Origin of the sequence: uncultured Roseovarius sp. (assembly GCF_947489715.1) — a bacterium.
Lineage (GTDB): Bacteria > Pseudomonadota > Alphaproteobacteria > Rhodobacterales > Rhodobacteraceae > Roseovarius.
Genome location: NZ_CANLER010000014.1, coordinates 41,962 through 67,754, shown reverse-complemented (window position 1 = coordinate 67,754; position 25,793 = coordinate 41,962). Strand labels below are relative to the sequence as shown.

The window sequence follows — 25,793 nt, the reverse complement described above, 5'->3', positions numbered from 1 at the left end:
ATAGCTCTAGGGTCACGCGGTTTCATATACCAATAACGGACATTGGGCGCCTGCGCAGCATCCGACATTTAGGGCTCATTGTTGCCATCGGAGCGAGCGCAGCATCACGCGGAACTAGCCGAACAGCCTCCCCGTGGACGGCCCTTTCCTGCCGTTGACCGACACCCGTCAATGCTGCGATCGCAGCCCGGATTCCGGACTTTCGCCGCGGACGCAAAACCGAAAGTTTGTCGAACTGGCGCAACGCGGATGGAGTGGATGGCGTCTGCACCCAATCTCCTCGACCTTGCGCACCTTGACGACAAGCCGGTGATAAAGATCTATACGTTCTGCATCCGTCAGGGGGTCGCTTGCGACAACGCGGTCAAGTAAATCCTTGATGACGGGCCAGTCATCACTTGTGGAAGCCAAGCTTTCCGCAATTTCAGGCGTAGGCGCTGGCAGGATACCCAGAGCGGGCATTCCGCCTATGAGTGCATCCATCGACGCACCATAAATCTGCTTCGTTTGAACAAGGTCAGCAAACAGAGCCTAGTTCCCTTCGTTCGCCCAACCGAAGTCAAAGATCTGCGCCGCGAAGGCGTCCCCGATGTCAGCCTTGTTAAAGGTCTGGCCCCAGGCAAGTTGATGCCGCTGGGCCTTCAGGCTCTCCAGCAGGGTGTCCAGGGGCGCCGGAGCGCCCTTGAACTGAGATCTAGTGCGTCGACCACCGGAATATGGCGTGGCACAGGCGGCAGTCCCGCCGTCAGGTTCAGCGCGGCAAGGCGCGACTGGAACGGGGCGAAGACCGGGTCGTCAAAGCTCTGAACCAGTGCGACGCTCTATTCAACCAATTCAGTTGCGCCGCACTGACCTGTGGACGGTGCCGCCATGAGTGTCATGCCCGGTCAGCCCCCGTGGTCGCGCCGTACCCACCCAGACCCGCAGGCCGTACCAAGATCAGCGTGACCAGCAGATAAACCAGCGCCCCGACAAAGGCCGTCGGCAACGAGGCTGTCAGGTACTCGTAGGGCGTTTTGCTGGCGTAGCTGAGCGGATTGAGCAGGTAGAGATAGGTCACAAACCCCGCTGCCATCCCCGCAAGTGCTGCCGGATTGAACCCGCCCCAATAGTAATAGGGCGACCCCGGCCGCGTATCATAGAGCGCTCGCACATCGATGCGCTGTTTGCGCAGCACAAGAAAGTCGACGATCTGGATCCCGCACAGCGGCGCGAAGAATACGCCGATAAAGGCAAGGAACGTCCCGAAATTGGAGAAGAACAGCTCAGGCAGCAGGGTGCCAATCAGGGCGACCGGAACCAGCGAAAGCAACAGCGCAGTAGACCATGAGCGCGAGGACAGGCCTGGGACGCTCTTGAGGCCCAGCGACGTGGCATAGACGCCTGTCATCGCCGTACCCAGATTGGCCGCGATCACGAAGACCAGCGCGACGGCCCCATAGACGTTGCCACCGAGTTCAACCATCCAGGCCGACGGATCGGAGACCCCAAGCGCCAGAACCGCCGCCAGACCGATCACGCTGAGGATCGGCACGGGCAGACCCATGCCAAGCATCGAGGGCATCGCCGCATTGTTGGCATTGGGCGCAACCCGTACCATCGCTCCGATATAGGGCCACCAGGATAGGAGGCTCACGATGCCGATCTCGATCCCCGTCACGTAATCCCAACGGAAACTGCCGCTTGCATAGGCCGGTTCAGCCGCCGCAATCGTCTCGGCCTCGCGCGTGACCAGAAGAAACAGCATCCACGTGCCAACACCGACAATGCAGAAGAAGAGCGGGACGGACACTTTACTGATCGCCTCCGCCCCGCCAAGCAGGATCACATAGACGATCAGGCAGGACACGATGGTGGATGCAGGCACCAGCCAACTGGCGCTTTCCGGCGTCGCCCAGCCGAGTACGATGAATAGCTGGGTCACGGATTTGCCGAAGAAGATCAGCAGAAGCGAGTTCCACCCGATGATCGACACATATTGCAGAAACACCGCGATCAGCCATCCGCGCGTCCCGAACTGTGGATAGCACGAGACGATCGAATCGATCCCGTAGCGCGTCGCGGCGGGCACCACGGCAAGCGTGACGAGAAGCATTCCGATCATCGAACCGGCGGTCATCGCCGCCAGCCCCGGTTTGAAGCCGAGATAATACCCGACGTATTCGCCGATAATGAAACACCAGGTCGCGCAGGCGGCGACCAGAAGGACGAGACCCAAACGCCACGATGTCCATACACGTTCGGAGGGCAGAAGCGGCCAGTTGGTTTCGTCGGCCTTCTCCACGGTGACTGCAATATCCTGTGCCATCACGACGCCCCCCAGATCAGGATCAGTGCCGGAGCGACGATGCCCGTAAGTGCCAGTAACGCCCAAGACAGGCCGGAAAACCCGACCCCCTGGTTCTCGGGCTGTTCGAGCATCTGCAAACGCTCTTCGAGCGGAGCGACAACAGTGTTTTGATCTGACATAGAATAATCCTTTCGCAATTGGGGGGACTTGGCCAAGTTCAACCCTGACCGGGGAACGACTCCGCATCCTGATAGGGGAACCACCAGAAATCCTGCGGTGCACAATTAGGGTCGATCATGATCATCTTGGTTTCGCGGAACGTATCCACGCCGTCGGGACCCAGCTGACGGCCCATGCCCGAAAGCTTCGAGCCACCGAACGGCCCGGCATCATTGTCCAGAAGCGGAGCGTTGACCCAGACCATGCCCGCCTGCAATTCCTCGGTGCCGCGGATCGCCTCTGAGAGGTCCTTGGTGTAGATATTGGCACCCAGCCCGAACTTGCTGTTGTTGGCGTGCTCCAGCGCCTCGTCAAAGCTTTTGACACGACAGATCGGGGCCACCGGGCCGAAGCTTTCCTCGTGGAAGATATCCATCTCGGGCGTGCAATCGGTCAGTACGGTGGGCTGGACGAACCAGCCCTGGTTGAACTCCGAGGGGCGGCCCCCGCCCGTGGCCACAGTCGCACCCTGGTCGCGCGCCTTCTTCATCAGGCGCTCATAGCGGTCCCGCTCTTTCGAGGACACCATCGGCCCCATATCGACCCGGTCCAGACCGTTGCCGATGCGCAGCGTCTCGGCCTGTTCGACCAGCTTGGCCACGAAGGCATCATGGACGTCGTCATGCACATAGAACCGCTCGGCGCTCACACAGATCTGGCCGCAATTCATGAAGGCCGAGAAGTTGGCCGCGCGCGCGGTGACATCCATCGGTGCGGACGGCATGATCAGGAACGGATCGTTGCCCGACGTCTCGATCAAGCTGCGCTTCATCAGACGCCCGCAGGTTTCCGCTACGGACTGCCCGATGGGGACGCTGCCGGTGAAAACGACCACCCGAGTGTGCTCATGTTCCACCATATGCCGGCCCACGCTGCCGCCGCCCGTGACCACTTGGAACACCCCATCGGGGAGGTCTGCAAAGGCTTCGGCAAAAAGAAGCGTGCAGAGGCTGGTGTATTCAGACGGTTTGACCACCACCGAACACCCCGCCGCCAGCGCCGCGCCAGCCTCCCACGACAGCAGCACGAGGGGATAATTGAACGGCATGATCAGCGCCGCCACACCCAAGGGCTGTTTCAGCGTGTAGTGAAACTGGCCTTCGGTGGCGTTGCCCATTACGCGGCCCGTGTCGTTGCGGGCAATCTCGGCATTGTAGCGGATCGAATGCGCGGACCAGTGCACCTCGTCCAGCGCCTCCTTGAAGGGCTTGCCCATCTCTCGGGTCAGGGCCTCGGCAAAACGGCGGTCATTGGCGGCCATACGTTCCGCGACCTTGTGCATGAACGTGGCACGGTCCAGCGCGGCCAGACGCTTCCATTTGTCCTGTGCAGCACACGATACTTCGATCACCGCGTCAACCTCGTCCAGGGGGGTCACGGCGATCTGACCGATGCGCTTCTCGGTCGCCGGGTCGATTACGTCGGCATGGTCGGTGGCCTTGCTCTCCACGAACTCACCATCCGCATAGCTCTTGCCGGAAAGCGTGCCGATTTTTTCTAGAACATCTGTCAATGTCATCTCCCTTTCTCGATTTTTTCGATCATGATTTTATCCGTTCGCCCCTGGGGTCGAACCACGGCCCTAGCTGCACTTGGGCCGGATAGAGCGCGCAGGCGATTTCGATCTCGAAGGCCTCGCTGGCCAGCATTTGTGCAGTGACCCCCTCGGGGTGGTGGATGTAGCCCATCCCCAGAGAGCGGTTCACACGGTGGCCGTAGAACCCCGATGTGATCGAGCCGACAATCTCGCCATTCATGCGAATGGGCTCTTCATGGTGCAAAAGCGGTGCCGCCTCGTTGGACAGGGCGACCTGAATCAGCCGCTTGGTCAGCGGGCCTGCATCACGCTGCCGCAAGAGCGCATCGCGCCCCACAAAACCACCCGGCTTGTCAAAGGCCAAGGCAAATCGCAGCCCAGCTTCGAGCGGCGTGTCCTCGATGCCGATATCATGCCCCCAATGGCGAAAGCCCTTTTCCATCCGCATGGAATTGATCGTGAAGAAGCCGCCATGCCCCAGCCCATGTGCCGCGCCAGCCTCGACCAGACGTGCTAGCACATAAGCCGCCATTTCGGTGGGCATATAAAGCTCCCAGCCCAGCTCACCTACGAACGTCACGCGCGAGGCACGCACCGTTGCGTAACCGATCTCGATCTCGCGGCTGGTTCCGAAGGGGTGCGCCTTGTTGGACAGGTCCGCGCCGGACAGGCCCTCAAGCAAAGCGCGCGACTTTGACCCCATCACGGCCAGCATCGGCAGGCCGGAGGTCACGTCATAGGCAAAGGCGCGGGCATCGTCCGGGATGTGACGCTTCAGCCAGGCCAGATCACGGGTCTGCGAAGGCGCAATCGTCACAATCAGATAGCTGGTCTCGGACAGGCGCGTGACTGTGACATCCGCCTCGATCCCGCCGCGGGCATTCAGCCACTGGGTATAGACAATCTTACCAACCGGCACATCGACGTCATTCGCGCAGACATGATTGAGAACGCGCATCGCGTCCGGCCCATCCACGCGGTATTTCACAAAGCAGCTCTGGTCGAAAACCGTCACGTTCTCGGATGTGTTCGCGACCTCTCGCCCCACGGCCTCATGCCAGCTTTGTGGCCCATAGGAATAGGTAATCTCTTTCGGCTCATCGGACGTGGTGAAAAACCCTGGCCGCTCGAACCCGGCCGCTTCGGTCATCACGGCACCGGCGTCCAGCAGTCGCTCATGAAAGGGAGACCGGCGCAGACCGCGGGCGGTGGCAAACTGCCGATAGGGCCAGTGCATGTCCATCAACAGGCCAAGCGTCTCGGTGGTCCTATCAAAGAGATAGGTCGTGTTGTTTTGAAACGGCTGCATACGGCGAACATCGACGTCGATCAGCTCGGCAGGCGGGTGCCCGTCCTTGATCCACTGGGCCAGTGATTTGCCAACCCCGCCCGAGGACAGGATGCCAATGGAATTGAATCCGCAGGCGCAAAAGAGCCCCTCAACCTCAGCGGTTTCCCCGAGAAGATAGCGATCATCCGGGGTAAAGCTTTCGGGTCCGTTGAAAAACAGCTGTATCCCCGCCTCTGCCAGAATCGGTGCGCGTTTAACCGCATCCGCAAGGATCGGCTCGAAATGGTCGAAATCCTCCGGCAGGCTGTCGAAACAGAAATCTTCAGGAATGCCGTTATGGCCCCAGGGCTTCGCACCCGGCTCAAAGCAACCAAGCAAGAGCTTTCCGACGTCTTCCTTGTAGTAGGCGCACTCGTCCGACACAAAGAGCACCGGTAGATCACGGGGCAAGTCCGGGATTGGCTCGGTCACGATGTAGAAATGCTCGGCCGCATGGAGCGGGAGGCTTACGCCGATCTGCGCCGCCAGATCGCGCGACCACATGCCGCCGCAGATCACAACGTTTTTAGCCCCAATGTCCCCCTCCGCCGTGCGCACACCCACGGCGCGACCTTGCTCCACCAAGATCCGGGTGACCGCCATGTTCTCAAGGATATGCGCCCCGCCCATACGGGCGCCCTTGGCCAGCGCCATGGTCACATCGGCCGGATTGACCTGGCCGTCATTGGGCATCCAGACGCCACCGAAAAGGTCGGTCGTATCAATCGGGGACCAACGTTCCCTGATCTGCTCGGGCGTCATCACATCCGCCTCAAGACCAAAATTGCGCGCCATGGAGACACCGCGTTTCAGCTCTTCAAGACGGGCTTCTGTCTTGGCCACACGCACTGCACCATTTTGCTTAAACCCTGTCGCCAGGCCGGTCTCCGCCTCAAGGTTTGCAAACAACTCGCCGGTGTACTTGGCCAGCTCCGTCATCGTGCGGGTGGCGCGCAGTTGCGTGACCAAACCGGCCGCATGCCACGTGGTGCCGCAGGTCAGCTGCTTTCGCTCGAACACGGCCACGTCCGTTACGCCGATTTTCGTCAGGTGGTAGGCAAGCGAACACCCTGCCACGCCGCCGCCTATGATCGCGACGTCTACCGATTTTAGCGACCCCCCTTGCTCCATCTTCCGACCCTGATCCTCCGTAGCCTTTGCCGTTAAGCTACGCTGAGGTTTCACGATAAGTCAAAATATTTATCATTTATACTAAAAATATTTATCACTGGAATATAACGAACGGAGTGAATAGGGTTCTCGCATCGGTACCCCGACCAGGATCTGAGGCGAATGAATTTGATCAACAAGGACCGTAAAGCCAAGTCTGCGGAAGACACCGCGGTCGCCGCAAAACTGCGCGCGCGGGGTGAGGCCTCGGAATTACAGATTGGATCAAGGCTTCAGATGCTCCGCGAAGAGAAGGGTCTGTCCCAACGGGAACTGGCCAAGAAAGCCGGCGTCACCGCGGCCACGATTTCACTGATAGAACAGGAATCGCACGCCCCATCACTCGCCTCGCTGCACAAGATACTGTGCGCCATGTCCATTGAAATGGCCGAGTTCTTTGCATTGCCGACAACTCGGAAGAGCCTGTTTGTTTACGCCCGTGACGAGCTCTTCGAAGTCAGCAGCGGCGCAGCTGAACTGTTCGAGATGTGCAGCGAGCGCCGTGACAAATCACTTCAGATGTTCCTGGAGCACTATGACGTCGGGGGCGGCACCGGGGTCGAGCCATTGTCGCATGATGGGGAGACGGCGGTCATCGTAATAACCGGCGAGATCACGCTGAAGACCGAAGGCGAGACACATGTGATCCGTACGGGCGGCGGCTTCCACCTATTCGGGAAATCGCCCTACAAGATCAGGAATTCCGGCACAGAACGCGCGAGTATTGTTTGTGCTGTCACACCACCATATCTGCTTTGAGCTATTGTAAACGGAGCTGCAAAGAACCTTTTGCTGATGCAGCCTTTCTTTAAAATCGCATGAATTGGAACTGTAGCTGTGTCCTTTTTTGATCTGCTTAGCTAATTAATCGGCTTTCCCAGACTTGAAACAGTAGTTGCTTAAGTTGGGCAAAGCGTTTCGCTCCAAGTTCAGCACTCCAGTCACGCTCAATATCCTGAAGTATGTCAATTATTGTGGCGTAAGTGGCGTGCCCACGTTCAGTGAGATGGACAGTGCGTGCTCGCTTCTGATCAGGCTTATCAGAGCGCTGAAGATAGCCATAACCCTCAAGGCTGCGAAGCAACTGGTTCATAGCTTGTCTGGACATACCAGCACGATCAGCAATTTCGACAGGACGAAATCTATCGGGCCCAGGATACTGGAACACAGCCATATGCGCCAGGCGCAGTCCCATTCGTCCCAAGAAGGCCTATCGTGATCAACTAAAGCTTGGCTTGCAAAACGATCCAGCGACAACCGAACGCAAACACACGCGCTGGACCTGCGGAGAAGTGGACAGCCAGGTGGCCAAACTTCGTTCACTTGACCCACGTGATCGATGAAAAACGTTGCCCGTTAGGGGTGGTTCTTTAGTCTTCGGCGGCAACCGCCTCATCTGTCGAAAACAAGGTAGCGAGCGTCGCTTCGCGTCCTGCCAATGCTCCCTCGATCACGGTAGCAAGAACCAGTTTTCTAGCCGAGGCATGCGGAAGACAGATGCTTTTGACGTCGATGGACCGATACCGCGCAACATCGGGGGCGGGCAGAAGCGTAAAGCCAATACCTGCTGATACGCATTCCATGATTGCTTCCAAGTTATCAAGGACGATTGTCTCGCAACTCTTTGGTCGTTCGTGCCGCAGCATCTCGCCAGCGATGAGTTTCCCGATCCCTGTGTCGGGCATGAAGTGAAAGAATGGGTGCCGGTTCAACAAACCTGCGAGACCATCTTTCAGCAGGTTCTCATGGGCTGCAAAAACAAAAGGTTCTTCCCACAGCACTAGTTCCGCAAGCGTATCTGGAACGCCTTCGGCATCCGTGACAAGGGCTGCATCGAGCTGTCCGCTTAAGACCTTCTCCTGAAGTGCCTTGGACAAGCCCGTCTCAAATGCGAAGGTTGCCTGAGGCGCATGTCGCGGGACGTTTTTCAGAAAGTCAGGTAGCAGACGAACGGCTGCCGTCGTGACAAACCCAATTCGGAAATGTCCGACCAATGTGTCCGTGGATCTACAGATTTCGAGAAGGCTTTCTTCACGATGCAAGAGCGGGATCGCTGCTTCGACGATAGTCCGACCGATTGGGGTCAGTCGTGGCGGCCGCACTGAACGATCAAAGAGATCGACGCCAAGCTCCGTCTCCAGCGCCTTCATCTGCATGGAAAGTGCGGACAGTGTCATGTTCAGTTGCTCAGCCGCTTTCACAAATGAGCCGACCCTTGACACCCGCACGAGGGTTCTGAGAGAGCGTGTCTGCATAGCTTAAGAAACTCTGTATTTGATATTCAATCTTATTCGATTGTGTTGGACTTTAGCAAACGTATTCTGACAAAAAAAGAATGAGGGACATGCCATGACACATCCGCTTGTAAACGTCGCAAGAGAGTTGGCGCCAGGATTTGAGAAACGCGCAGCGGAGTGGGACAAGTCCAGGGTTTACTGCTGGCAGAATGTTGGTGAACTGGCCGATGCCGGGATCATGGGGATGTCCATTCCCAAGGAATACGGTGGGAAGGGTGCGAGTTTCCTGGATGTGGCCATGGTGGTCGAAGAGATCGCCAAGGTCTGCACCTTGACGGCCCGTATTGTTGTCGAGGGTAACATGGGCGGCATCAGCGCGGTCATGGGCTACGGCAATGATGAGCAGAAGGCTTTCTGCGCACCGCATGTGCTGGCCGGTGACAAACCCGCGATCTGCATCACCGAACCTGAGGCCGGAAGTGCCGCAACCGAAATGCAGACCACTGCCCGCAAACAAGGTGATCGATACATCCTGAACGGCACCAAGCACTGGATCACGGGTGGCGGGGTATCAAAACTTCACCTGATCTTTGCCCGCGTACTCGATGAAGCGGGCATCGAGCAGGGGATCGGCGGCTTCATCCTCTATGCCGACCCAATCTCAGGCGAGATGCCAAAGGGGTTCACCGTGGTGGGCCGCGAATACACCATGGGACTCTGCGGGATGCCGGAGGCAGAGCTTCGGTTCGAGAACCTCGAAATCGAAGAGAAGTGGTTGGTCAAACCGCCTTCGGGCCTCAAGCGTGGTTTTGCCGATCTCATGAATGCCTACAATTCGCAACGTGTTGGCGCGGGCACCATTGCTATGGGTGTCGCCGCAGGGGCGCTCGACCATGCCAAACGCTTTCTCCTCCAGCGTGTGCAGTTTGGGCGCCCCCTTGCGGAGTTCCAGGGTCTTCAATGGATGGTTGCGGATATGGACACTCAGGTCCATGCGGCCCGGCTCATGCTCCATGAGGCGGCGCGCTCACGTAGTCCAAACGGCAGTCAATATCCTGACATGACGATGGCCGCTCGCGCAAAGCTCTTTGCCTCGGAGATGGCGATCAAAGTGGTCAGTGACGCGCTGCAAATGTTCGGCGCGCGCGGCTACAGCGATCGCGAACCTCTGGAGCGGATGTATCGGGACGTGCGGATGTTCACTATTGGTGGTGGCACGGCACAGATTCTAAGAACTCAAGTCGCCGGGAACATCCTCGGCATCAAGACACCACAGACGCGTGACGGGTACACGCGCCTCACAGATACGGCGCGCTACGCAGCTGAATAGGAGATCCCATGAAAACTGAAAAAGACCTTCGGGCCGCCGACCTCGTCGCGCGGCGGCTCTACGAGGCTGGCTGTAGGCATGCTTTTGGCATGCCGGGCGGCGAAGTGCTGACGATTGTCGATGCGCTCGAAAAGGCCGGTATTAAGTTCATCTTGTGCAAACACGAGAACACCGCCGGCTTTATGGCCGAAGGCGCGCATCACATGACAGGCGCACCGGGTATTCTGGTGGCGACTGTCGGGCCGGGTGCTGTCAACGGCGTTAATGTCGTTGCCAACGCCCAACAAGACCGCGTCCCCTTGATCGTCCTGACAGGCTGTGTCGATGCAACCGAAGCCCTGACCTATACCCACCAGGTTCTGGACCATCAGTCCGTATTCCGTCCCATCACGAAGGCGAGCTTCATGCTGACGGCAGACGGCGCTGATACAATCGCCGACAAGGCCGTTGCGATCGCAACGGATGGACGGGACGGTCCCGTTCACATCGACGTCCCGATTTCCGTGGCCGATGCGAAGCCCGGTCCTGTCGAAATGCGCCGCCGTGTAAAAGTGAGTTCAGTTGTTCCTGCGGAAGATGATCTCACGCTCGCCCGGTCGTGGCTGGCGTCTTCCAAGCGACCCGTGATGATCGCAGGTCTGGATGCGCTCAAGGACAATGCAAGCGCCGCCATCTTGCGTTTTTGCGAAACGCATAACGTGCCGGTCATCACAACCTACAAAGCCAAAGGCATCGTCGCTGAAGATCATCCGCTCTGCCTTGGCGGTGCGGGCCTGTCGCCCAAGAACGATGATATCCTGCTACCCTTCGTACAGCAGGCCGATCTGATCATCTGTGCTGGTTATGATCCGATTGAAATGCGGGTTGGGTGGCGCGATGTCTGGGACTCTGAAACAGTCAATGTCATCGACATCGCAGCCGAGCCTAACACCCACTACATGCACCAATCGAGCCTTCAGTTCGTTAGCCATGTTGGTCTGACGCTGGATGCTTTGTCAAATGGTATCGCGACTATGCCAAGCTGGTCGGGCGGCAAGACAGACGAAGTGCGTGACAGGCTGACCTCCGCCTTTGCCGAGACGGACGCGTGGGGTCCTGGGGTGGTCATCGATATCTGTCGCGACATGCTGCCGGAATCGACCGTCGCGACGGTCGATTCCGGCGCGCACCGCATTCTGTTGTCACAGAAGTGGCGCTGCTACGCCCCGAAAGGCCTGTTACAGTCATCTGCGCTCTGCACAATGGGCTGCGCGGTTCCTCTTGCAATGGGCGCCTCCCTGATCAAACCCGAGCGCACTGTTGTGTCTTTCTCTGGGGATGCCGGCATGCTGATGGTCGCCGGCGAGCTTTCGACGGCGGTGGAACTCGGTCTCAAGACCATCTTCGTGGTCTTCGTGGACGCCAGCCTCGCGCTGATCGAAATCAAACAACGCGGGCGGCAGCTCAAAAACGCAGGCGTCGATTTTGCGAAACATGACTTTGCCCGCTTGGCTGAGGCCTTTGGCGGCGTGGGACATACGGTTGGGTCGGCGGTAGAGCTGAAGGACGCTCTTGCTACCGCACAAACCGCGGACAGCTTCACAGTCATTGCTGCTGAGATTGATCGGGAGGTTTATGATGGACGGATCTGATATGCGTGCCGACCGCCTTGCCGTAGTCGCGCCCTCGATGATCATGGGACTTGTGGCCAAGGCCCGCGCCCTGAAAGCGCAGGGGCATCCGATCATCGATCTTGGGATCGGGGAGCCTGACTTCAAAACGCCCGATCACGTGAAGGCCGCTGCGATCAAAGCCATCCACAACGATGAGACTCGCTACACGGTTGTTGCTGGTACGCCAGCGCTCAGGTCCTCGATCAGCGACAAGCTCAAGCGTGACAACGCACTCGACTATACACCGGAAGAGATCACCGTTTCCGGCGGCGCAAAGCAGGTCATCTACAACGCCTTCATGGCCTCGCTTTCAAAAGGCGATCTAGTGATTGTTCCGGCACCCTATTGGTCGTCCTACCCCGACATGGTGGCCATCGCCGACGGCACACCCATCATCGTCGACTGCCCGCAGGAAGATGGGTTTCTGATGACCCCTGACCGCCTTGAAAAGGCGATTACACCGAAGACCAAATGGCTCATGCTGAATTCTCCGTCCAACCCGACGGGCGGGGCCTATTCAAAAGCGCAACTCGCGGCTATTGCGGAGGTGTTGCGGGCTCACCCGCATGTCTGGGTGCTGAGCGATGATATCTATGAGCATCTGATGTTCGACGATCACCGTTTCGTTTCGATCCTGAATGCCGCCCCCGATCTGAAACCCAGAACATTGCTGGTCAACGGCGTCTCAAAGGTTTTTGCGATGACCGGGTGGCGGATCGGCTATGGCGCTGGTCCCGCATCCCTGATTGCGGCGATGAATGCGGTCCAAGGCCAGAGTAGCACGCATGCCTGCTCCATCTCACAAGCCGCATCTGTCGCTGCTTTGGAAGGCCCGGCCGACTTCTTTGCAGACCGCGCGGCGAGTTTTCAGCGACGCCGTGATATCGTCGTTGATGCATTGAGCGCGATCGACGGAGTTTCCTGCCTCCGGCCGGAAGGAGCATTTTATGTCTTTCCGCGTATTGAAGGGCTCATTGGTCAGACGACACCTGACGGGGTCATCTTGACGGACGACACCGCTGTGAGCACCTGGCTTCTGGAAAGACATCACCTGTCGACCGTTCCTGGTACGGCCTTCGGGCTTTCGCCTCACATCCGCATTTCCACAGCTGCGTCGGAGGATGATCTTCGATCCGCCTGCGCCCGCATCAGAGCGGCAGTGGGATCGTTGAGGGCCGCAGCATGACCGGGCCGCTTTCGGGCCTAAAGGTCCTCGATCTCAGTCGTATCCTGGCCGGCCCCACTTGCACGCAGCTTCTTGCGGATATGGGGGCGGATGTCATCAAGGTCGAAAATCCACTCACAGACGGCGATGACACCAGAAGCTGGGGGCCACCCTTTGTCACTGGCGTCGATGGCAAAGCGTCGGACCTCAGCGCCTATTTCGTCTGTGCCAACCGGAACAAGCGATCCATCGCAATCGATCTCGCCAGCGCTGAAGGGCAAAAGACCGTCCGGAAACTCGCGGCACGGTCCAACGTTCTCGTCGAAAACTTCAAAACTGGCGCCTTGAAGAAGTACGGTCTGGATTACGGTAGCCTGTCCAACGCGTCACCAGGTCTTGTCTATTGCTCGATTTCCGGTTTCGGGCAGACTGGACCGAACGCCAGCAAACCTGGCTACGATCTTATGGCACAGGCCTATGGCGGGATCATGTCGCTGACTGGCGCGCCGGACGGTGAGCCCATGAAAGTCGCTGTCGGCATCGCGGATGTTATGTGCGGTATGTATGCCTCAACCGGCATCCTTGCGGCCTTGCGGCACCGTGACCAGACGGGCGAAGGCCAGCACATCGATCTCGCGCTTGTGGACACGCAAATCGCCTGGCTCATCAACGAAGGTGTCAACTACCTGACCAGCGGCGACGTGCCTCAACGGCGGGGCAATGGCCATCCAAACATCGTGCCCTATCAGGTCTTTCCAACCCGGGATGGCCATGTGGTGATCGCGGTCGGGAATGATGGTCAGTTCTCGCGCTTCGCGGAATGGATCGGGCATCCGGAATGGGCAAAGGACCCGCGTTTCGTGACCAATCCTGCTCGACTATCCAACCGCGACGCCCTCGTTGATCTGATCACTGAGGCGCTTGCGAGCTATGAGATGGACGCCGTGATCGCCGGTCTGGAAGCCGTTGGTGTTCCGGTTGGCCCAGTAAATTCACTCGATCGCGTCTTTGGATCGGATCAGGTGACGGCAAGGAACATGCAGATCTGTGTTCCCTGCGCCGAAGCCGCTTCAGGCAAGGTTGACATGATCGGAAACCCCCTGCGGTTCTCCAAAACCCCGGTGAGCTATCATCGCCCGCCGCCGAAATTCGGGGAGCACACGGACGAGATCCTAGGGGAACTGGAATGATTAACGAGATGGTCGGAGGCTTCCCTGAGTTCAGCGCGTTTGTGGCTGGCGAGTGGGTCACCGGCGACGTAAGCCTTGCCGTGTTAGATCCGACAACAGGAGAGTTGATCGCATCTGTTCTCGAGTGCAGTTCATCGCAGATATGGGTATTGTCACAAGAGCTTTCTCTCTTTGCCATCTGGGCATTTTGCGAATTAACTGTGTGAGACGTTAACTTTGTGAATTTCCTACATGCCAAAAGAGGGCCGGATTGAATCAGGCCCTCTCTTACGGTCAGTTTCGCAATTGCTTGTCGCAGCTCGCCTAAAACCCTTGGAGAATCTGCCGCCTATTCAAAGGTTGCAACGGCCGATAGTTGTGTGGAAACACTTCAGCGAAATCAGCAATTTGCTTCTTTGATGCTTGCGCGGTCTCTTCATAAACCACCCAGGTTACAATCTCACTACATGGCGGCGTAGTAAGAGAGCCTGCGTAGGTGAAGTGTGAGGAAGATCGCGGCAGCAAATCCTGTGGATGAAACTCTGCTGCCACTCTTGCTATGCCTTTTGAAGTTGGTGCCACGGCCCAAAGTGGTGCCAGAACGTCATTTTCTTGACCCTCGTCAAGAAAAATGCCGAGCACAAGCAGATCACCATCGTTCGACTTGTGCACAAAATGAGCTTCCATAGGGTAACGCACGCCATCCACTGTGTGTTCACTTTGGTGGTGAAAGTGGAATTGAAGCAAATCATAGGGCTTGTCATTCACAATCGAGACGCTGCCTTTAGGCATATTGGCTTGAAGCGTATGGCCGTTATTAACCAGTTCGAAATCGGAGACCGCGCGCCAGCGCGTTGTCACTGCATCAACATCAGCTCGCGTCGCGTCAGCCAAGTCAATGGGCGACTGCTGCCGCCCCGCTCCGCACACGTGATAATCCTCGGACAGTTCAGACCAATTGTCTGGCATGACATCACCGTTGTAACCCCACTCATGGCCTGTACCTGCCATCGCAGACTTTGCTGCCGCCGCGCAGACTGGACATGCTGCCAACACGCGCAAAACTTGTCTTCGTTGCATTATCATTTTCCTTTTTCTTGAGTGTTTGGTGGCGCTTGAAGCACCGATCTATTTTGGAGTTCCATAGAAGAAGCTGTCGGTCTCGGACCTTCCGTCGTTCATTAACGAAACCGCCAGAATTTAAAGACGCCAGCTGCGTGAAACGCTCCGCCGTCCAGTCCAAAATCTCGTCTTGGAGGATCGCGCTCATGCCTCTGCGCCTGATGGCCAAGATGAGAGATCACGCGTGAGAGTTTCTGCGAAAGGTTAAGAGCTTTGGCCAGTGATTGTGGATGCGAACCGCCATCGACGCTCTTGTAGATTAAGCGACGCATGTCACCCGATCTGACGTCGATCAGATAGTCTTCGGTCACGGGACTTCCCCCTTTGAATGTCTCAGTCAGCAACAACTGTAGGTTTGATGCCCGCCAGGTCCCGTAGAACCGAGATCTCGAGTTGTTCGTCCGCATGGATCTTTTGGAGAACGTCCTTAATCGAAACAAAACCGAGAACGGCATTTCCCTCCTTCACAACTAAGTGTCGGATCCTGTGCTGGCCCATGAGTGCGAGCGCTCGGCCGAGACCAATCGAGGACTGACACATAATGACATTTTCGGTCATCGCCTGACCGACGGTGATGTCATAGAGATGGGCGTTTTTCAAAAATGCCTCGCGCACCATATCGTGCTCAGTGATTATTCCGACGACCTCGCCGTCTTTGTCGCGCACGATCGCACCAAACATCTGTCGGTCCAGCAGGCGGCCCGCAAAGTCATGGAGGTTTTCATCTGGTTCCGTGAAAAAGGAGGTTTCAAGCCCTCCAATAAGAGCGGAAACTGTTGCCATGATTCATCGCCTTTCAAGCTATCGAAGCGTTTCCGACTCGACGCCACGGCCGAGTCTGGTTGCACCCAACCACACGGACTTCACGCGGGTTTGTCCTGAGCTTTACAAATTTGTAAGTTCTTTGAATGGTCCCAGGCGGGTATCGTCTCATCTAAAATCAAGAAAAGGTGACCGTTTTAATGAGAATCCTGCTTGCAGAAGATGACAAAAAAACTTCGGATTACGTGCGTACCGGACTGCAGGAAAGCGGCTATCAGGTTGAGGTTTTCGATGATGGGCGCGATGCGCTGAACTTCTGCCTCTACAATGACTGTGACGTTGTCATCCTAGACAGAATGATTCCGAGCATGGACGGGCTTTCAGTCCTGAAGGCAATGCGTGGCGCGGGGTTAGGAACACCCGTAATCTTCCTCACAGCTCTTGGCGATGTTGATGATCGAGTCATTGGACTGTCTGCGGGCGGTGACGATTATCTCGTCAAACCCTTCCATTTCTCAGAGCTTCTGGCGCGTGTCCAAGCTTTGTCACGGCGCCGGGGATCTCCTGAACAAACAACCCTTGTCGTGCACGACCTTGAATTAGATTTGCTGACGCGAACAGCGAAACGTCAGGGGATAACTATTGAGTTGCAAACCAAAGAGTTTTCTTTACTTGAAGTATTTATGAGCAACCCAGGCCGCGTCGTCACCCGAACGATGCTTTTGGAACGGGTTTGGGACTACACGTTTGACCCCAATTCCACGGTTGTAGAAACCCACATCAGCCGCCTCCGGACAAAGATCGACAAACCATTCAACACTCCTTTGCTGCACACAATCAGAAACACAGGATACTCCATGCATGGACCAAGGTAGCGTTTTTGCCGGGGCGCCCTTTAGAGCAGCACTTTATGCTGCAATGCTTTTTGGATTGGTGCTATCGGCAGCTGGCTGGTTTTCCTACCAGCGCGTCGAGAACGCGCTCCAGCAAAACATCGAAGAGCAAATTCTAGAAGAACAGTTCCTTCTGCACGAAATCTTAAAAAACGGCGGGCGTGATAGTTTGGATAGAGCCGTCGAACATCTCAAAAATCCGTTATCCACGCGCAGGTATTTAATCGGCCTTTTTGACGAAACCGGACTTTTTCTCGCAGGCAACATTACGTCGGCCCCGGACTTCGAAGGATGGCACATCGTATCAACCCAAGGACGCGGCTTCCCTGGCATGCAAGATGGGAACCTCCTCAATGCAGCACGATACAGCAAATTCCAAACTGTTGTTGGACGATCGCTAGAACCGAAAAACGCCGCGCTGATGACTTTGATCGAAGGGTTATTATTGTTTGGCGTTGTCATTTTCTTGGCAACGTTAGCGTTAGGTTACTTGCTCAGCCGTCGTAGCCTTATCAAGCTGCAGATCATTGAGCGTACACTCAACCAGGTGTCAAAAGGCCAGATGACGGCGCGATTACCTGTGTCTACAGACAACGACCAGATCGACAGAATCTCGTTCCAAGTAAACAAGCACCTCGAACAGCTTTCTGCTTTGATGACAACGACCAAATCCACCGTCGCTGCTATTGCCCACGATCTGAAAACTCCACTTTCTCATAGCTTTATGGCATTGCAGCATGCGCTCGCCCAACTCGACCAAAAAGAAGACCCGCGCACGTCCCTTGAAGAGCTGGAAGCTGAACTGCAACGCTTAGGAACAGTATTCGACACCATCCTTAGGATTACTCGGATCGAAACGTCCAGTGCACGCACACACTATAGCCTGGTTGATCTCAAGGACATCGCCGAGGAGATGCATGAAACCTTTCTGGCTGTCGCTGAGGAAAAAGGCATTCGTCTTGAACTTATTGTCGAAGCGCAAAGAAAAACTGTGGTTTGGGCTGACCACAAAATGTTACTGCAACTTGCCTACAATTTGGTGAACAACGCCATCGAGCATTGCCCAGCAGGAACAACAGTAACACTTGTGACAAGATTGGAGGGCGTAACTCCAAAACTGATTGTTGGCGACGATGGCCCAGGTGTTCCGAACGAATTTAGAGCCCACATCTTCGATCCTTTTTTCCGTACAAATAGTAGTCGGACATCGGGCGGAAACGGTCTGGGCCTCGCTCTTGTAAGAGCAATTTCGACACACCATGGAGCAACTGTCAGAGCCTATGACAATCATCCTGGTCTTAGAGTTGCTGTCGCATTCCCGATCGCCGCGGAATTCAGAAAAGGCCAAGATTTGTAGGAATCAACTAAAATGCGAAACCCAAGCATTTCGGTTTACGTTTTTCGAAATAGTAACAAAGCTATCTACTCGCTTAGTGGAGCGGGATTTGGGGTCTAGGACTGCTTTATCAATGGGGCACTGGCGAATGCTACAGCATCAGTTGTTCGGCGGCCCTGTGGATACCGGCGAACCGGTCATCAAACGATGCTGCTCTCAGCAAATTCCAATGCGTAATTTCGTTGCATCAACCGAGCCATCCCGAGCCTAACGTTGCTATCCCTCCGGCAATTCGCGCGGTTGCCCAAGTTCATCCAGCGCCACAAAGACAAAATCTGCATCCGTCACTTTCTGAGACCCTTTTTCGAACCTTGAACGGGACCAGACATCAACGTGGACTCGTATCGAAGTGCGTCCAATATTACGCAAAGAGGCGTAAATAGTCACCTCGTCACCGACTTTGACAGGGTGCAAGAATTGCATGGCTTCAACGGCCACTGTCGCACCTCGGCCCTGAGACGCGCGGGCAGCCATATTTCCTGCTGCAAGATCCATCTGAGACATCAACCAACCTCCAAATACATCGCCAGCGGGGTTTGTGTCTGCGGGCATTGCAATGGTGCGAATGACCAGTATGCCTTCCTCCTGCTGTCGCCCATGTTTGCTGCGATCTCTAGCACTTGAGAGCCTGTCGGCTGTTGCTTTGATCATGCGCTGTTCACCTTTGCTATTTCAGCTCTCCTCGCCTTGGCTGAAAGAATGATGGCGGTGGTAATCGCAAAAGATCCGGCGATATTGGGAACCCAAGCCAATGGCCAATAAGCGCCGATGCCACCTGCGACGAAGAACGGGACGCTCAACCAACCAATTGGGCCCTCCGCATACCACTGAATCAGGGCGTAAGTCGCATAGATGCCAAAGAGCGAGAAGAATCCGATCTGCAGAACTTGCGCAATGTCACCCGAGATCAGGGGCGTGTAGGCAAATAGAAGCGGAACGACATAGAGACCCTTGGCGATCTTCCAGCTTTCGAAACCCGTCGCCATCGGGCGTGACCCGGCGATACCGGCGGCCGCAAACGCCGCCAAACAAACGGGGGGCGTCACGTTGGAATCTTGGCTAAGCCAGAAAATGATCAGATGCGCGGTCAACAGGAGAGTTAGTTGCAAAGCTGGATCGACCAAGACGGGGCGAATGGTCACCGCGATCTCAAAGGGTACCGCTGATATAAGTTCCCAGGCTTCGGCCCTAGTCATTCCTTCAGAGACCTGTGCGGTCAAAGGATGCTCGACAAGGAAAAACAATCCTGCCTTTGCTGGATCAGCAATACCGGTGACCAGTTGTTCGACGATAAGACCATCGGCCATGATACCCGCTAGCGCCGGTGCCGTGAGAATAGCCAGAATGATGTAAGCTGCGGTAACCGGCAGCCCCATGCCCAGAACCAGAGAGGCAAGACCAATCAGCAGAATGGCCAGGGCCATCGACCCTTGCGACCATTGTGCAATCATCAGCGAGAACCCGTTGCCGACTCCACTTGTCACAATGGCATTGTTCATAATCCCGATGGCGGTTAGCAAGATTGCCGTCATCACCGCAGACCTGATGCCGCGGGTCAGGGCTTCGGATATCTTTGCGGCACCCATGTCGACAGGTTTGAACGACCCCTTCTTGCCGAACCGGGCCAGAATACTTGTGGCCCAGGACGTCACGATCACAGCCGCAATTGCCCAACAGGCCGCGTATGCCGGAGTCACGCCAGCCAATAGCAACCAGATCATCACAGCCAGCGGGATCACAAAAACCAGGCCGCCGGAGATCAGCTTGCCTCGGTCAACAGTCAGATCCATCTCGGCACCAGTATCGTATTTAACAGCTTCGATGCGCACGATGAAGGCGACGGAGAGAAAATAGAGAATGGCGGGTACAACTGACACCGCAACAATCGTGCCGTAGGGAATGGAGGTATAGCTGGCCATAACAAAGGCGCCCGCGCCCATAATTGGCGGCATCAGCTGTCCCCCGGTAGACGCCGCGGCCTCAACTCCGGCGGCAAATTGGGGGCGAAAACCATTGGCCTTCATCAATGGGATGGTGATGACTCCGGTGGAGGCTGTGTTGGCGATCGCAGACCCCGAGATTGTGCCGGTTAACGCAGAGGAGATCACAGCGACGAACGCGGCCCCACCCTTGATCCGACCAGCGACAATCTTGGATAGCTCGATAACAAAGTTACTTGCACCAGAGACAACGAGGAACCCACCGAAGATCATGAACAAAGTGATGTTCGCGACGGAGATCTGCGCGAGGATGCCAAACATGCCTTCGTCGTTGTAGAGTGTGCGGAACAACACATCATCCAATGGAAGGCTGGCGGCACGAAAGACGCCGGGCAGCATTGTGCCAAAAAACAAAATATAGCTGAGCGCCAGGACAATCAGAATTGGGATGACCCAACCAGCGACACGGCGTGACAGATCAATACAGGCAAAGATCAGCAATAGGCCCGCGGCCCAATCGACAAGCGTGAACTGCCATCCCTGGCCCGTCACAGCAAGCGATCTTTCGTAGAGGCCAGATTCCGCGTATGCGACCCATAACGCAGCTGCGGCCACAACAAGGCCATATAGGGTGTCGACAACCCAGGCCCAGGTTTCATCCGACCTTTTGCCCCAAGGACTAAGCGTGACAGATGCGATAAATGCAAAACCCGCAAAGTGTATGGCATTCTGCCAAAGGCCCGGTTCAGTCAGGTAGACATTTGTCAGGATATGCCAGATCGCAAAGATAAGCGCGAAGATCAGGACGAACTGACGAGGTCTCCACGTGCCTTGTGGCATGTCCAATAGGGTTTCACGTGGTGACCGCGAAAACTCTGGTTTCTGAGTCATTTCAAAGTCCCCTCCCGGACGCTGAATGAACCGGGGCCGCTGAGGTTTTGGCGGCCCCTATCCATAGTTTCGAATTACTGCGCGATGAGGTTTTCCGGAATATCCAGACCCATTTCGGTGTAATAGCGCGCGGCACCGGGGTGCAAAGGCGCTGGCAGGCCAGCCATCGCTTTTTGCAGTGCCATTGCCTTGGTGGCAGGGTGGATCGACTGCAGGAAGGGCAGGTTTTCAAACATGGTTTTGGTCAGCATGTAGACATGCTCTTCGTCCACACTTGCATTCACCGCCAGGAAATTTGGTTGCGCAATCGTGTTCACATCTTTTTGCTGACCTGGATATGTGCCTGCCGCTATTGTGTAAGGCACCCAGAGATTGCGACCATCGTTCATGGCAGCGGCTTCTTCATCGGTCACATCGAGGATGGTGAATTTGCCTTCGTTCGACGCCATAAGCTTGGTGATCGCACCAGTGGGCGGGCCAGAGGGGATGCCAGCGGCTACCGCTTGACCGTTTGCCAGCGCATCGGCTGTCGGACCGTATCCTGCGGACACAAGCGTGAAGTCTTCAAGTGCGAGGCCCAAGCCGGATAACAGAACCTTGTTTGATCCCATTGTACCGGAGTTCTCTTTGCCCATGCCGACCGGCATACCTGTCAACGCCTTGAGGTCAGAGACCGTGCCGGTCGCGGCTTTGTCGATGGGAACAACGAACTGTTCCACGTTTTGCCAAAGCATCGAGACAGAGCGCAGGTTTGTTTGCGGTTCGCTGATTGGGCCAGTGCCGGTTACAGCGTAGGAGCCGTAAAGGCCCTGCAAGATCGCGAAATCTGCCGTGCCCGCTGAAAGAGCCTGTACGTTTGCGCCCGAACCAGCCGAGTTCACTGCCGTCAGCGAGAAATTCTCCTTTGGCAACAATTTGATTTTTGACAAGGTTGAGATCGCCGTACCAACCGGGTGGTACGTGCCGCCAGTGGACGCTGTGTTCAACACATAGTCGGCGTTTTCAGCGTAAGCATGACCGGACGCAATAAGACCTGCGCCCAGAACCAGCGCTTTCAACATTTTCATCGGTTTTCCTCCCTAGGATTCTAGTTCGAAAGTCGAACTGATCCCTTCATGGAGAACACCCGTCTAGCGCGGTATGAAACAATTCGCGCGTTTGAAAGAATTGCGCCTGCGGTTTTCCGCAGGCCGCGCTTAACCGCTTAACAGAGCGTCTTTATCGAGGCCCAGTTTCACGATCTTCTCGTTCAGCGTCCGCCGTCCTATACCCAGCAAAGCGGCAACATTGTCCATACGCCCATCTTCCTCTTTGATGGCGCGTCCGATCAGTTCCCGCTCAAACGCGGCTACAGCTTCGCGCAGCGTATCTGGGACGGATGACTGAGAGCTCTGAAGCGCAATTGCCCGGCGCACAGATCCACCTCCGCGCCGTTCGGCCAAGACACGGCGCTCTGCCACGTTTTGCAATTCTCGCACATTGCCGGGCCAATGGTATGACATCAACGCCGCAATATCATCGGGGGTGAGCTCAGGCGTTGGCAACTCGTAAAGCTGGCTGAGGCGAACCAGGTAATGGCGGAACAATAACAACACATCTTCTCCGCGATCAGACAGATCTGGAAGTGTAATGACCAAGGTATTCAGGCGAAAAAGCAAATCCTCGCGAAACCCCGGGCCCTCTGCATCTGACAAAATGTCTTCAGTAGCGGCACTTATTACGCGTAGGTCGACGGATTGCATCTGCGCGTCTCCGATGCGCTGATATTGCTTGGTCTCGATTGCGCGCAGTAGTTTTGATTGCGTATCAAAGGGCATCGAACCCAACTCGTCCAGGAACAGCGTGCCGCCATTTGCGCCACTCATCAGCCCATCTGGATTTTCGCGTGTCCCGAAAACGGTTTCTTCAAAGCGCTCCGGCGGGATTGCAGCACAATTTACAGCGACAAAGGGGGCTGACGGCGTTTCGCCCAGATCATGCAGGGCGCGTGCCACCAGTTCTTTGCCTGATCCTGTTTCACCAAGGATTAAGACACTTGCCTTGCTCGCCGCAAAATCAAAAATCATATCCCTGACTGCGGCAATCTTCGGGCTGTTGCCTATCAGTATCCGCTCCAAATCAGTTAGTTCTGCCAAACGATCTTTCAGCATCGTAGTATTATCTATCAGTTGCTTCATCTGGACCGCGTTTTTTAGTATTCCGAGCAATCGACGCGGTTCAAACGGCTTTTCGACGAAGCTATACGCCCCATCCTGCAGCGCGGCGACGGCCATGGGAATATCTCCGTGCGCGGTGATCAGGATCACAGGAACCCGGTTGATATCCCTGACCTTCAGCTGAAACTGCAGACCGTCCATACTGGGCATGCGAACGTCGCTCAGGATAGCATCAGGCGAACCGGAGCGAACCGCGTCAAGACCGTGAGGGCCGTCCTGTGCAAGTAGGACGTCATAACCAGCACTCTCCAAAAGATGGCTCAGGGACGCACGCATCTCCCGATCATCATCCACGACAAGTATCCGGGCCTTGTTCATTTTGCCTCTCCACGCGCTAAAACGGGCAGCGAAAAGAAAAACTCCGCCCCCTCGGCAGACGGTTCAAGAGTCAATTCTCCACCGTGATCTTTGATAATCTCAGTTGCGATTGCCAGACCAAGACCCATCCCGATACCGGACGGCTTGGTGCTGAAAAATGGCTCCTGAAGGTCCGCGAGATCAACCCCGTCAAGGCCCGGGCCGTTGTCGGAAATCCGGACCTCAATCCGATTGTTCGCAGATGTCACTGCAACGCTGACCACGGGGCTGGGTTCGTTTTCAACTGCATGTAAAGCGTTGGTCAGCAGGTTGGTAAGCGCCTGTTCCAGCATCACCTTGTTGGCTTGCACTTCAGTGGGAGACACCAAAGGGGTGATGCACAAGCCAACGCCTGAGGCCTCAAAATCGGCGCCTAGAAGATTTCCGACCTCGCCAAGTATGTCAGCAAAATCAACGCGCGCTTTGTCACCTGCTCTTCCGCGGGCGAAGTATCTGAACTGTTTTGTTATGGCTTCCATCCGCTCGACCAGCTTATTCAGGCTTTTGGCGGTGCTGGGCGAGGTTATTTCACCGCCAATCTCTGCGGCTGCAAGGTGGTTGCGAAAGGCGCTGATGGGCTGACCCAACTCATGTGTGACAGAGGCTGCAAGTTGCCCAAGTGCCGATAATTTCGCACTCCGCGCTAGCTCGGCCTGCGCCTGCTCAAGTTGGCGATTTGTTTGTGTCAACGCCAGGCGTCGGCGTTCTGATGCGGCGTATGCCAGAGCTATTCTGCGTGAGCGCAGGAACGTTGCAAAGCCTACCAAGAGCGCAATCAAGCTCCCGAACACTACCGTCGCCACTAGGGTTTGACGTGTAATCTTGGATGCGGGATGCAGGTAGACTACAGACCAGTCCCGCCAATCCGACTGTCCCCTAGCTGCAATATAAGCAGTCCCTTCGATCGTGATTTTTGTATCGCCGCTTTCGGTCCAATCCAGGTGCGGGAGCGGTTCGTTCCCGAATTGCCGACTTTGCTGGATCGCCTGTCGGACGTCGGGCGTAAGGTCAATGATAGGTCGATAAAGCCAGTCCGGGTTCGAGGCGAGAACAATGATGTTGTCTTTGTTAATCGCGACGACTGTCTCATCGCCGCTCTCCCAAGAGCGCTGCAATTCGCTGACATCAAGCTTGATAGCAATGACGCCTTGTTGTGACCCCGAGGAAAAGGCCACTGGCTCGGCAACAAAATACCCAGGCCGTCCAGAGGTTGCCCCGATTGCAAAATAGTCACTGCGCTGACCCGCAAGTGCTTGTTTGAAATATGGTCTAAACCCATAGTTCTGCCCAAGAAAGCTGTTCGGCAGGCCAGCGTTTGATGCCGCCAGCACCGCGCCCGAGGCATCCATCAAATAGATCGCTTCAAGTTTAGCCTGCTTCGCGAGTTGCGAAAGCCGGGCATTGGTTTCTGGCTCTACTGCGCCAGGGTCTAAGGCGCTGGAATAGCGTGGATCTCCTGCCAGCACGAAGGGCATGTGTTGGTGCTGACGTAATGTTTCATTCAAGGAACGCAGGTATAGTTCCATCCGGCTGGACGCAGCCGTTGTTTCAAGCCGTTCGAAATATCGATGTGCTCCGAGAAAAGTTGCCAGGGTTGCGATTAAAACAGTCGCGATCAAAGCGCCCAGCACGCTTTTGCGCATGTGCCCGTTCGGACTATCAATGTCGGTCTCTTCCATCAAAGGCTCTCCCTGATGAACACTGTGGTACAGGACGATGCGGGGTGTAAATGGCGCGAATAGGAGTCAGATTATCGTCTCTGCGGATTTCCGCAGGGTCTCCTCGCTGAGACGAGCGCCCGTCGTCATCAACGGGAATGATCACAAACCTGATAGTCTTAGACAGAGATTAGAGACCAAAAACTGGCCCCGTATGTCATGGTTAGCCAATTGATGAGACTCATCTGTACTGCGGCCCATATACGCTAATTTGGTAAAGCTTATCGTAGGATGAATATCTATAAACTGTTATATTCATTGTATTTTTCAGTTTCCGGAAGGTCGAAAACGGTTTCAAGGTTAAGGTGACCATCTCATAGTAAAGGTAGCCATCTCACGAACAACATTACCAAACGCCTTATAAAAACAAACAACTTTTTTGAGCATGAGTCTCATCAA

General features: G+C 56.0%; 22 protein-coding genes. 8 read left to right on the top strand and 14 right to left on the bottom strand.

The window, feature by feature from the left end; all coding sequences use genetic code 11:
- Positions 1 to 877: 877 nt before the first annotated feature.
- The 4 genes from Q1B27_RS23055 to Q1B27_RS23040 are packed head-to-tail and all read right to left on the bottom strand — an operon-like array spanning position 878 to position 6,507.
- Positions 878 to 2,308: a cytosine permease gene (locus tag Q1B27_RS23055; protein WP_299851984.1), complete on the bottom strand. Its 1,431-nt coding sequence runs from the start codon at positions 2,306 to 2,308 to the stop codon at positions 878 to 880.
- Positions 2,308 to 2,469, bottom strand: coding sequence for a hypothetical protein (locus tag Q1B27_RS23050; RefSeq protein WP_299851981.1), 162 nt, complete (start codon positions 2,467 to 2,469; stop codon positions 2,308 to 2,310). The genes Q1B27_RS23055 and Q1B27_RS23050 overlap by 1 nt, the downstream gene beginning before the upstream one ends.
- A gap of 38 nt (positions 2,470 to 2,507) precedes the next feature.
- Positions 2,508 to 4,022 (bottom strand): aldehyde dehydrogenase family protein, encoded by a 1,515-nt coding sequence (locus Q1B27_RS23045; RefSeq protein WP_299851978.1) that lies wholly within the window; start codon positions 4,020 to 4,022, stop codon positions 2,508 to 2,510.
- A gap of 28 nt (positions 4,023 to 4,050) precedes the next feature.
- Positions 4,051 to 6,507: an FAD-dependent oxidoreductase gene (locus tag Q1B27_RS23040; protein ID WP_299851975.1), complete on the bottom strand. Its 2,457-nt coding sequence runs from the start codon at positions 6,505 to 6,507 to the stop codon at positions 4,051 to 4,053.
- Between the two features lie 162 nt (positions 6,508 to 6,669).
- Here Q1B27_RS23040 and Q1B27_RS23035 point away from each other — a divergent pair, with 162 nt between their 5' ends.
- Positions 6,670 to 7,305 (top strand): helix-turn-helix domain-containing protein, encoded by a 636-nt coding sequence (locus tag Q1B27_RS23035; protein WP_299851972.1) that lies wholly within the window; start codon positions 6,670 to 6,672, stop codon positions 7,303 to 7,305.
- Positions 7,306 to 7,402: 97 nt separating this feature from the next.
- Here the strand turns inward: Q1B27_RS23035 and Q1B27_RS23030 are convergent, their stop codons facing one another.
- Together Q1B27_RS23030 and Q1B27_RS23025 are read right to left on the bottom strand one after the other, a co-directional pair.
- Positions 7,403 to 7,741, bottom strand: a complete 339-nt coding sequence (locus tag Q1B27_RS23030; protein WP_299851969.1) for a MarR family transcriptional regulator — start codon at positions 7,739 to 7,741, stop codon at positions 7,403 to 7,405.
- A gap of 175 nt (positions 7,742 to 7,916) precedes the next feature.
- Entirely contained in the window at positions 7,917 to 8,801 is an 885-nt protein-coding gene (locus Q1B27_RS23025) for a LysR family transcriptional regulator (protein WP_299851965.1), read from the bottom strand.
- A 94-nt stretch (positions 8,802 to 8,895) separates the two neighbouring features.
- Between Q1B27_RS23025 and acdA the strand changes: the two genes are divergently transcribed.
- Genes acdA through Q1B27_RS23000 form a run of 5 tightly spaced genes read left to right on the top strand, consistent with a single transcriptional unit; the run spans position 8,896 to position 14,326 of the window.
- A complete protein-coding gene (gene acdA / locus Q1B27_RS23020; protein WP_299851962.1) occupies positions 8,896 to 10,113 on the top strand; it encodes a 3-sulfinopropanoyl-CoA desulfinase in 1,218 nt (405 codons plus the stop codon).
- Positions 10,114 to 10,121: 8 nt separating this feature from the next.
- Complete coding sequence (locus tag Q1B27_RS23015) at positions 10,122 to 11,744, top strand: thiamine pyrophosphate-binding protein (RefSeq protein WP_299851959.1); 1,623 nt, start codon at positions 10,122 to 10,124, stop codon at positions 11,742 to 11,744.
- Entirely contained in the window at positions 11,731 to 12,951 is a 1,221-nt protein-coding gene (locus Q1B27_RS23010) for a pyridoxal phosphate-dependent aminotransferase (protein WP_299851954.1), read from the top strand. Before Q1B27_RS23015 ends, Q1B27_RS23010 begins: the two co-directional genes overlap by 14 nt.
- Positions 12,948 to 14,120 (top strand): CaiB/BaiF CoA-transferase family protein, encoded by a 1,173-nt coding sequence (locus tag Q1B27_RS23005; RefSeq protein WP_299851951.1) that lies wholly within the window; start codon positions 12,948 to 12,950, stop codon positions 14,118 to 14,120. Before Q1B27_RS23010 ends, Q1B27_RS23005 begins: the two co-directional genes overlap by 4 nt.
- Entirely contained in the window at positions 14,117 to 14,326 is a 210-nt protein-coding gene (locus Q1B27_RS23000) for a hypothetical protein (RefSeq protein ID WP_299851949.1), read from the top strand. The genes Q1B27_RS23005 and Q1B27_RS23000 overlap by 4 nt, the downstream gene beginning before the upstream one ends.
- A gap of 97 nt (positions 14,327 to 14,423) precedes the next feature.
- Here the strand turns inward: Q1B27_RS23000 and Q1B27_RS22995 are convergent, their stop codons facing one another.
- The 3 genes from Q1B27_RS22995 to Q1B27_RS22985 all read right to left on the bottom strand — a co-directional run bounded on the left by Q1B27_RS22995 (position 14,424) and on the right by Q1B27_RS22985 (position 16,004).
- Positions 14,424 to 15,179, bottom strand: a complete 756-nt coding sequence (locus tag Q1B27_RS22995; protein ID WP_299851946.1) for a carbonic anhydrase — start codon at positions 15,177 to 15,179, stop codon at positions 14,424 to 14,426.
- A 101-nt stretch (positions 15,180 to 15,280) separates the two neighbouring features.
- Complete coding sequence (locus Q1B27_RS22990) at positions 15,281 to 15,532, bottom strand: hypothetical protein (RefSeq protein WP_299851942.1); 252 nt, start codon at positions 15,530 to 15,532, stop codon at positions 15,281 to 15,283.
- Positions 15,533 to 15,554: 22 nt separating this feature from the next.
- A complete protein-coding gene (locus Q1B27_RS22985; RefSeq protein ID WP_299851938.1) occupies positions 15,555 to 16,004 on the bottom strand; it encodes a CBS domain-containing protein in 450 nt (149 codons plus the stop codon).
- Between the two features lie 179 nt (positions 16,005 to 16,183).
- Between Q1B27_RS22985 and Q1B27_RS22980 the strand changes: the two genes are divergently transcribed.
- On the top strand, positions 16,184 to 16,858 hold the full coding sequence (locus tag Q1B27_RS22980) for a response regulator transcription factor (protein ID WP_299851935.1): 675 nt from the start codon (positions 16,184 to 16,186) through the stop codon (positions 16,856 to 16,858).
- A complete protein-coding gene (locus Q1B27_RS22975; protein WP_299851932.1) occupies positions 16,845 to 18,233 on the top strand; it encodes a HAMP domain-containing sensor histidine kinase in 1,389 nt (462 codons plus the stop codon). Before Q1B27_RS22980 ends, Q1B27_RS22975 begins: the two co-directional genes overlap by 14 nt.
- A gap of 255 nt (positions 18,234 to 18,488) precedes the next feature.
- On the opposite strand, the gene Q1B27_RS22970 is transcribed toward Q1B27_RS22975, so the two are convergent.
- From Q1B27_RS22970 to Q1B27_RS22950, 5 genes are all read right to left on the bottom strand, one after another.
- Positions 18,489 to 18,923, bottom strand: coding sequence for an acyl-CoA thioesterase (locus Q1B27_RS22970; protein WP_299851929.1), 435 nt, complete (start codon positions 18,921 to 18,923; stop codon positions 18,489 to 18,491).
- Positions 18,920 to 21,103: a TRAP transporter fused permease subunit gene (locus tag Q1B27_RS22965; protein ID WP_299851926.1), complete on the bottom strand. Its 2,184-nt coding sequence runs from the start codon at positions 21,101 to 21,103 to the stop codon at positions 18,920 to 18,922. The genes Q1B27_RS22970 and Q1B27_RS22965 overlap by 4 nt, the downstream gene beginning before the upstream one ends.
- A 74-nt stretch (positions 21,104 to 21,177) precedes the next feature.
- Positions 21,178 to 22,170, bottom strand: coding sequence for a TAXI family TRAP transporter solute-binding subunit (locus tag Q1B27_RS22960; RefSeq protein ID WP_299851923.1), 993 nt, complete (start codon positions 22,168 to 22,170; stop codon positions 21,178 to 21,180).
- A gap of 129 nt (positions 22,171 to 22,299) precedes the next feature.
- On the bottom strand, positions 22,300 to 23,637 hold the full coding sequence (locus tag Q1B27_RS22955) for a sigma-54 dependent transcriptional regulator (protein WP_299851920.1): 1,338 nt from the start codon (positions 23,635 to 23,637) through the stop codon (positions 22,300 to 22,302).
- A complete protein-coding gene (locus Q1B27_RS22950; protein WP_299851917.1) occupies positions 23,634 to 25,355 on the bottom strand; it encodes an ATP-binding protein in 1,722 nt (573 codons plus the stop codon). Before Q1B27_RS22950 ends, Q1B27_RS22955 begins: the two co-directional genes overlap by 4 nt.
- Positions 25,356 to 25,793: the final 438 nt, after the last annotated feature.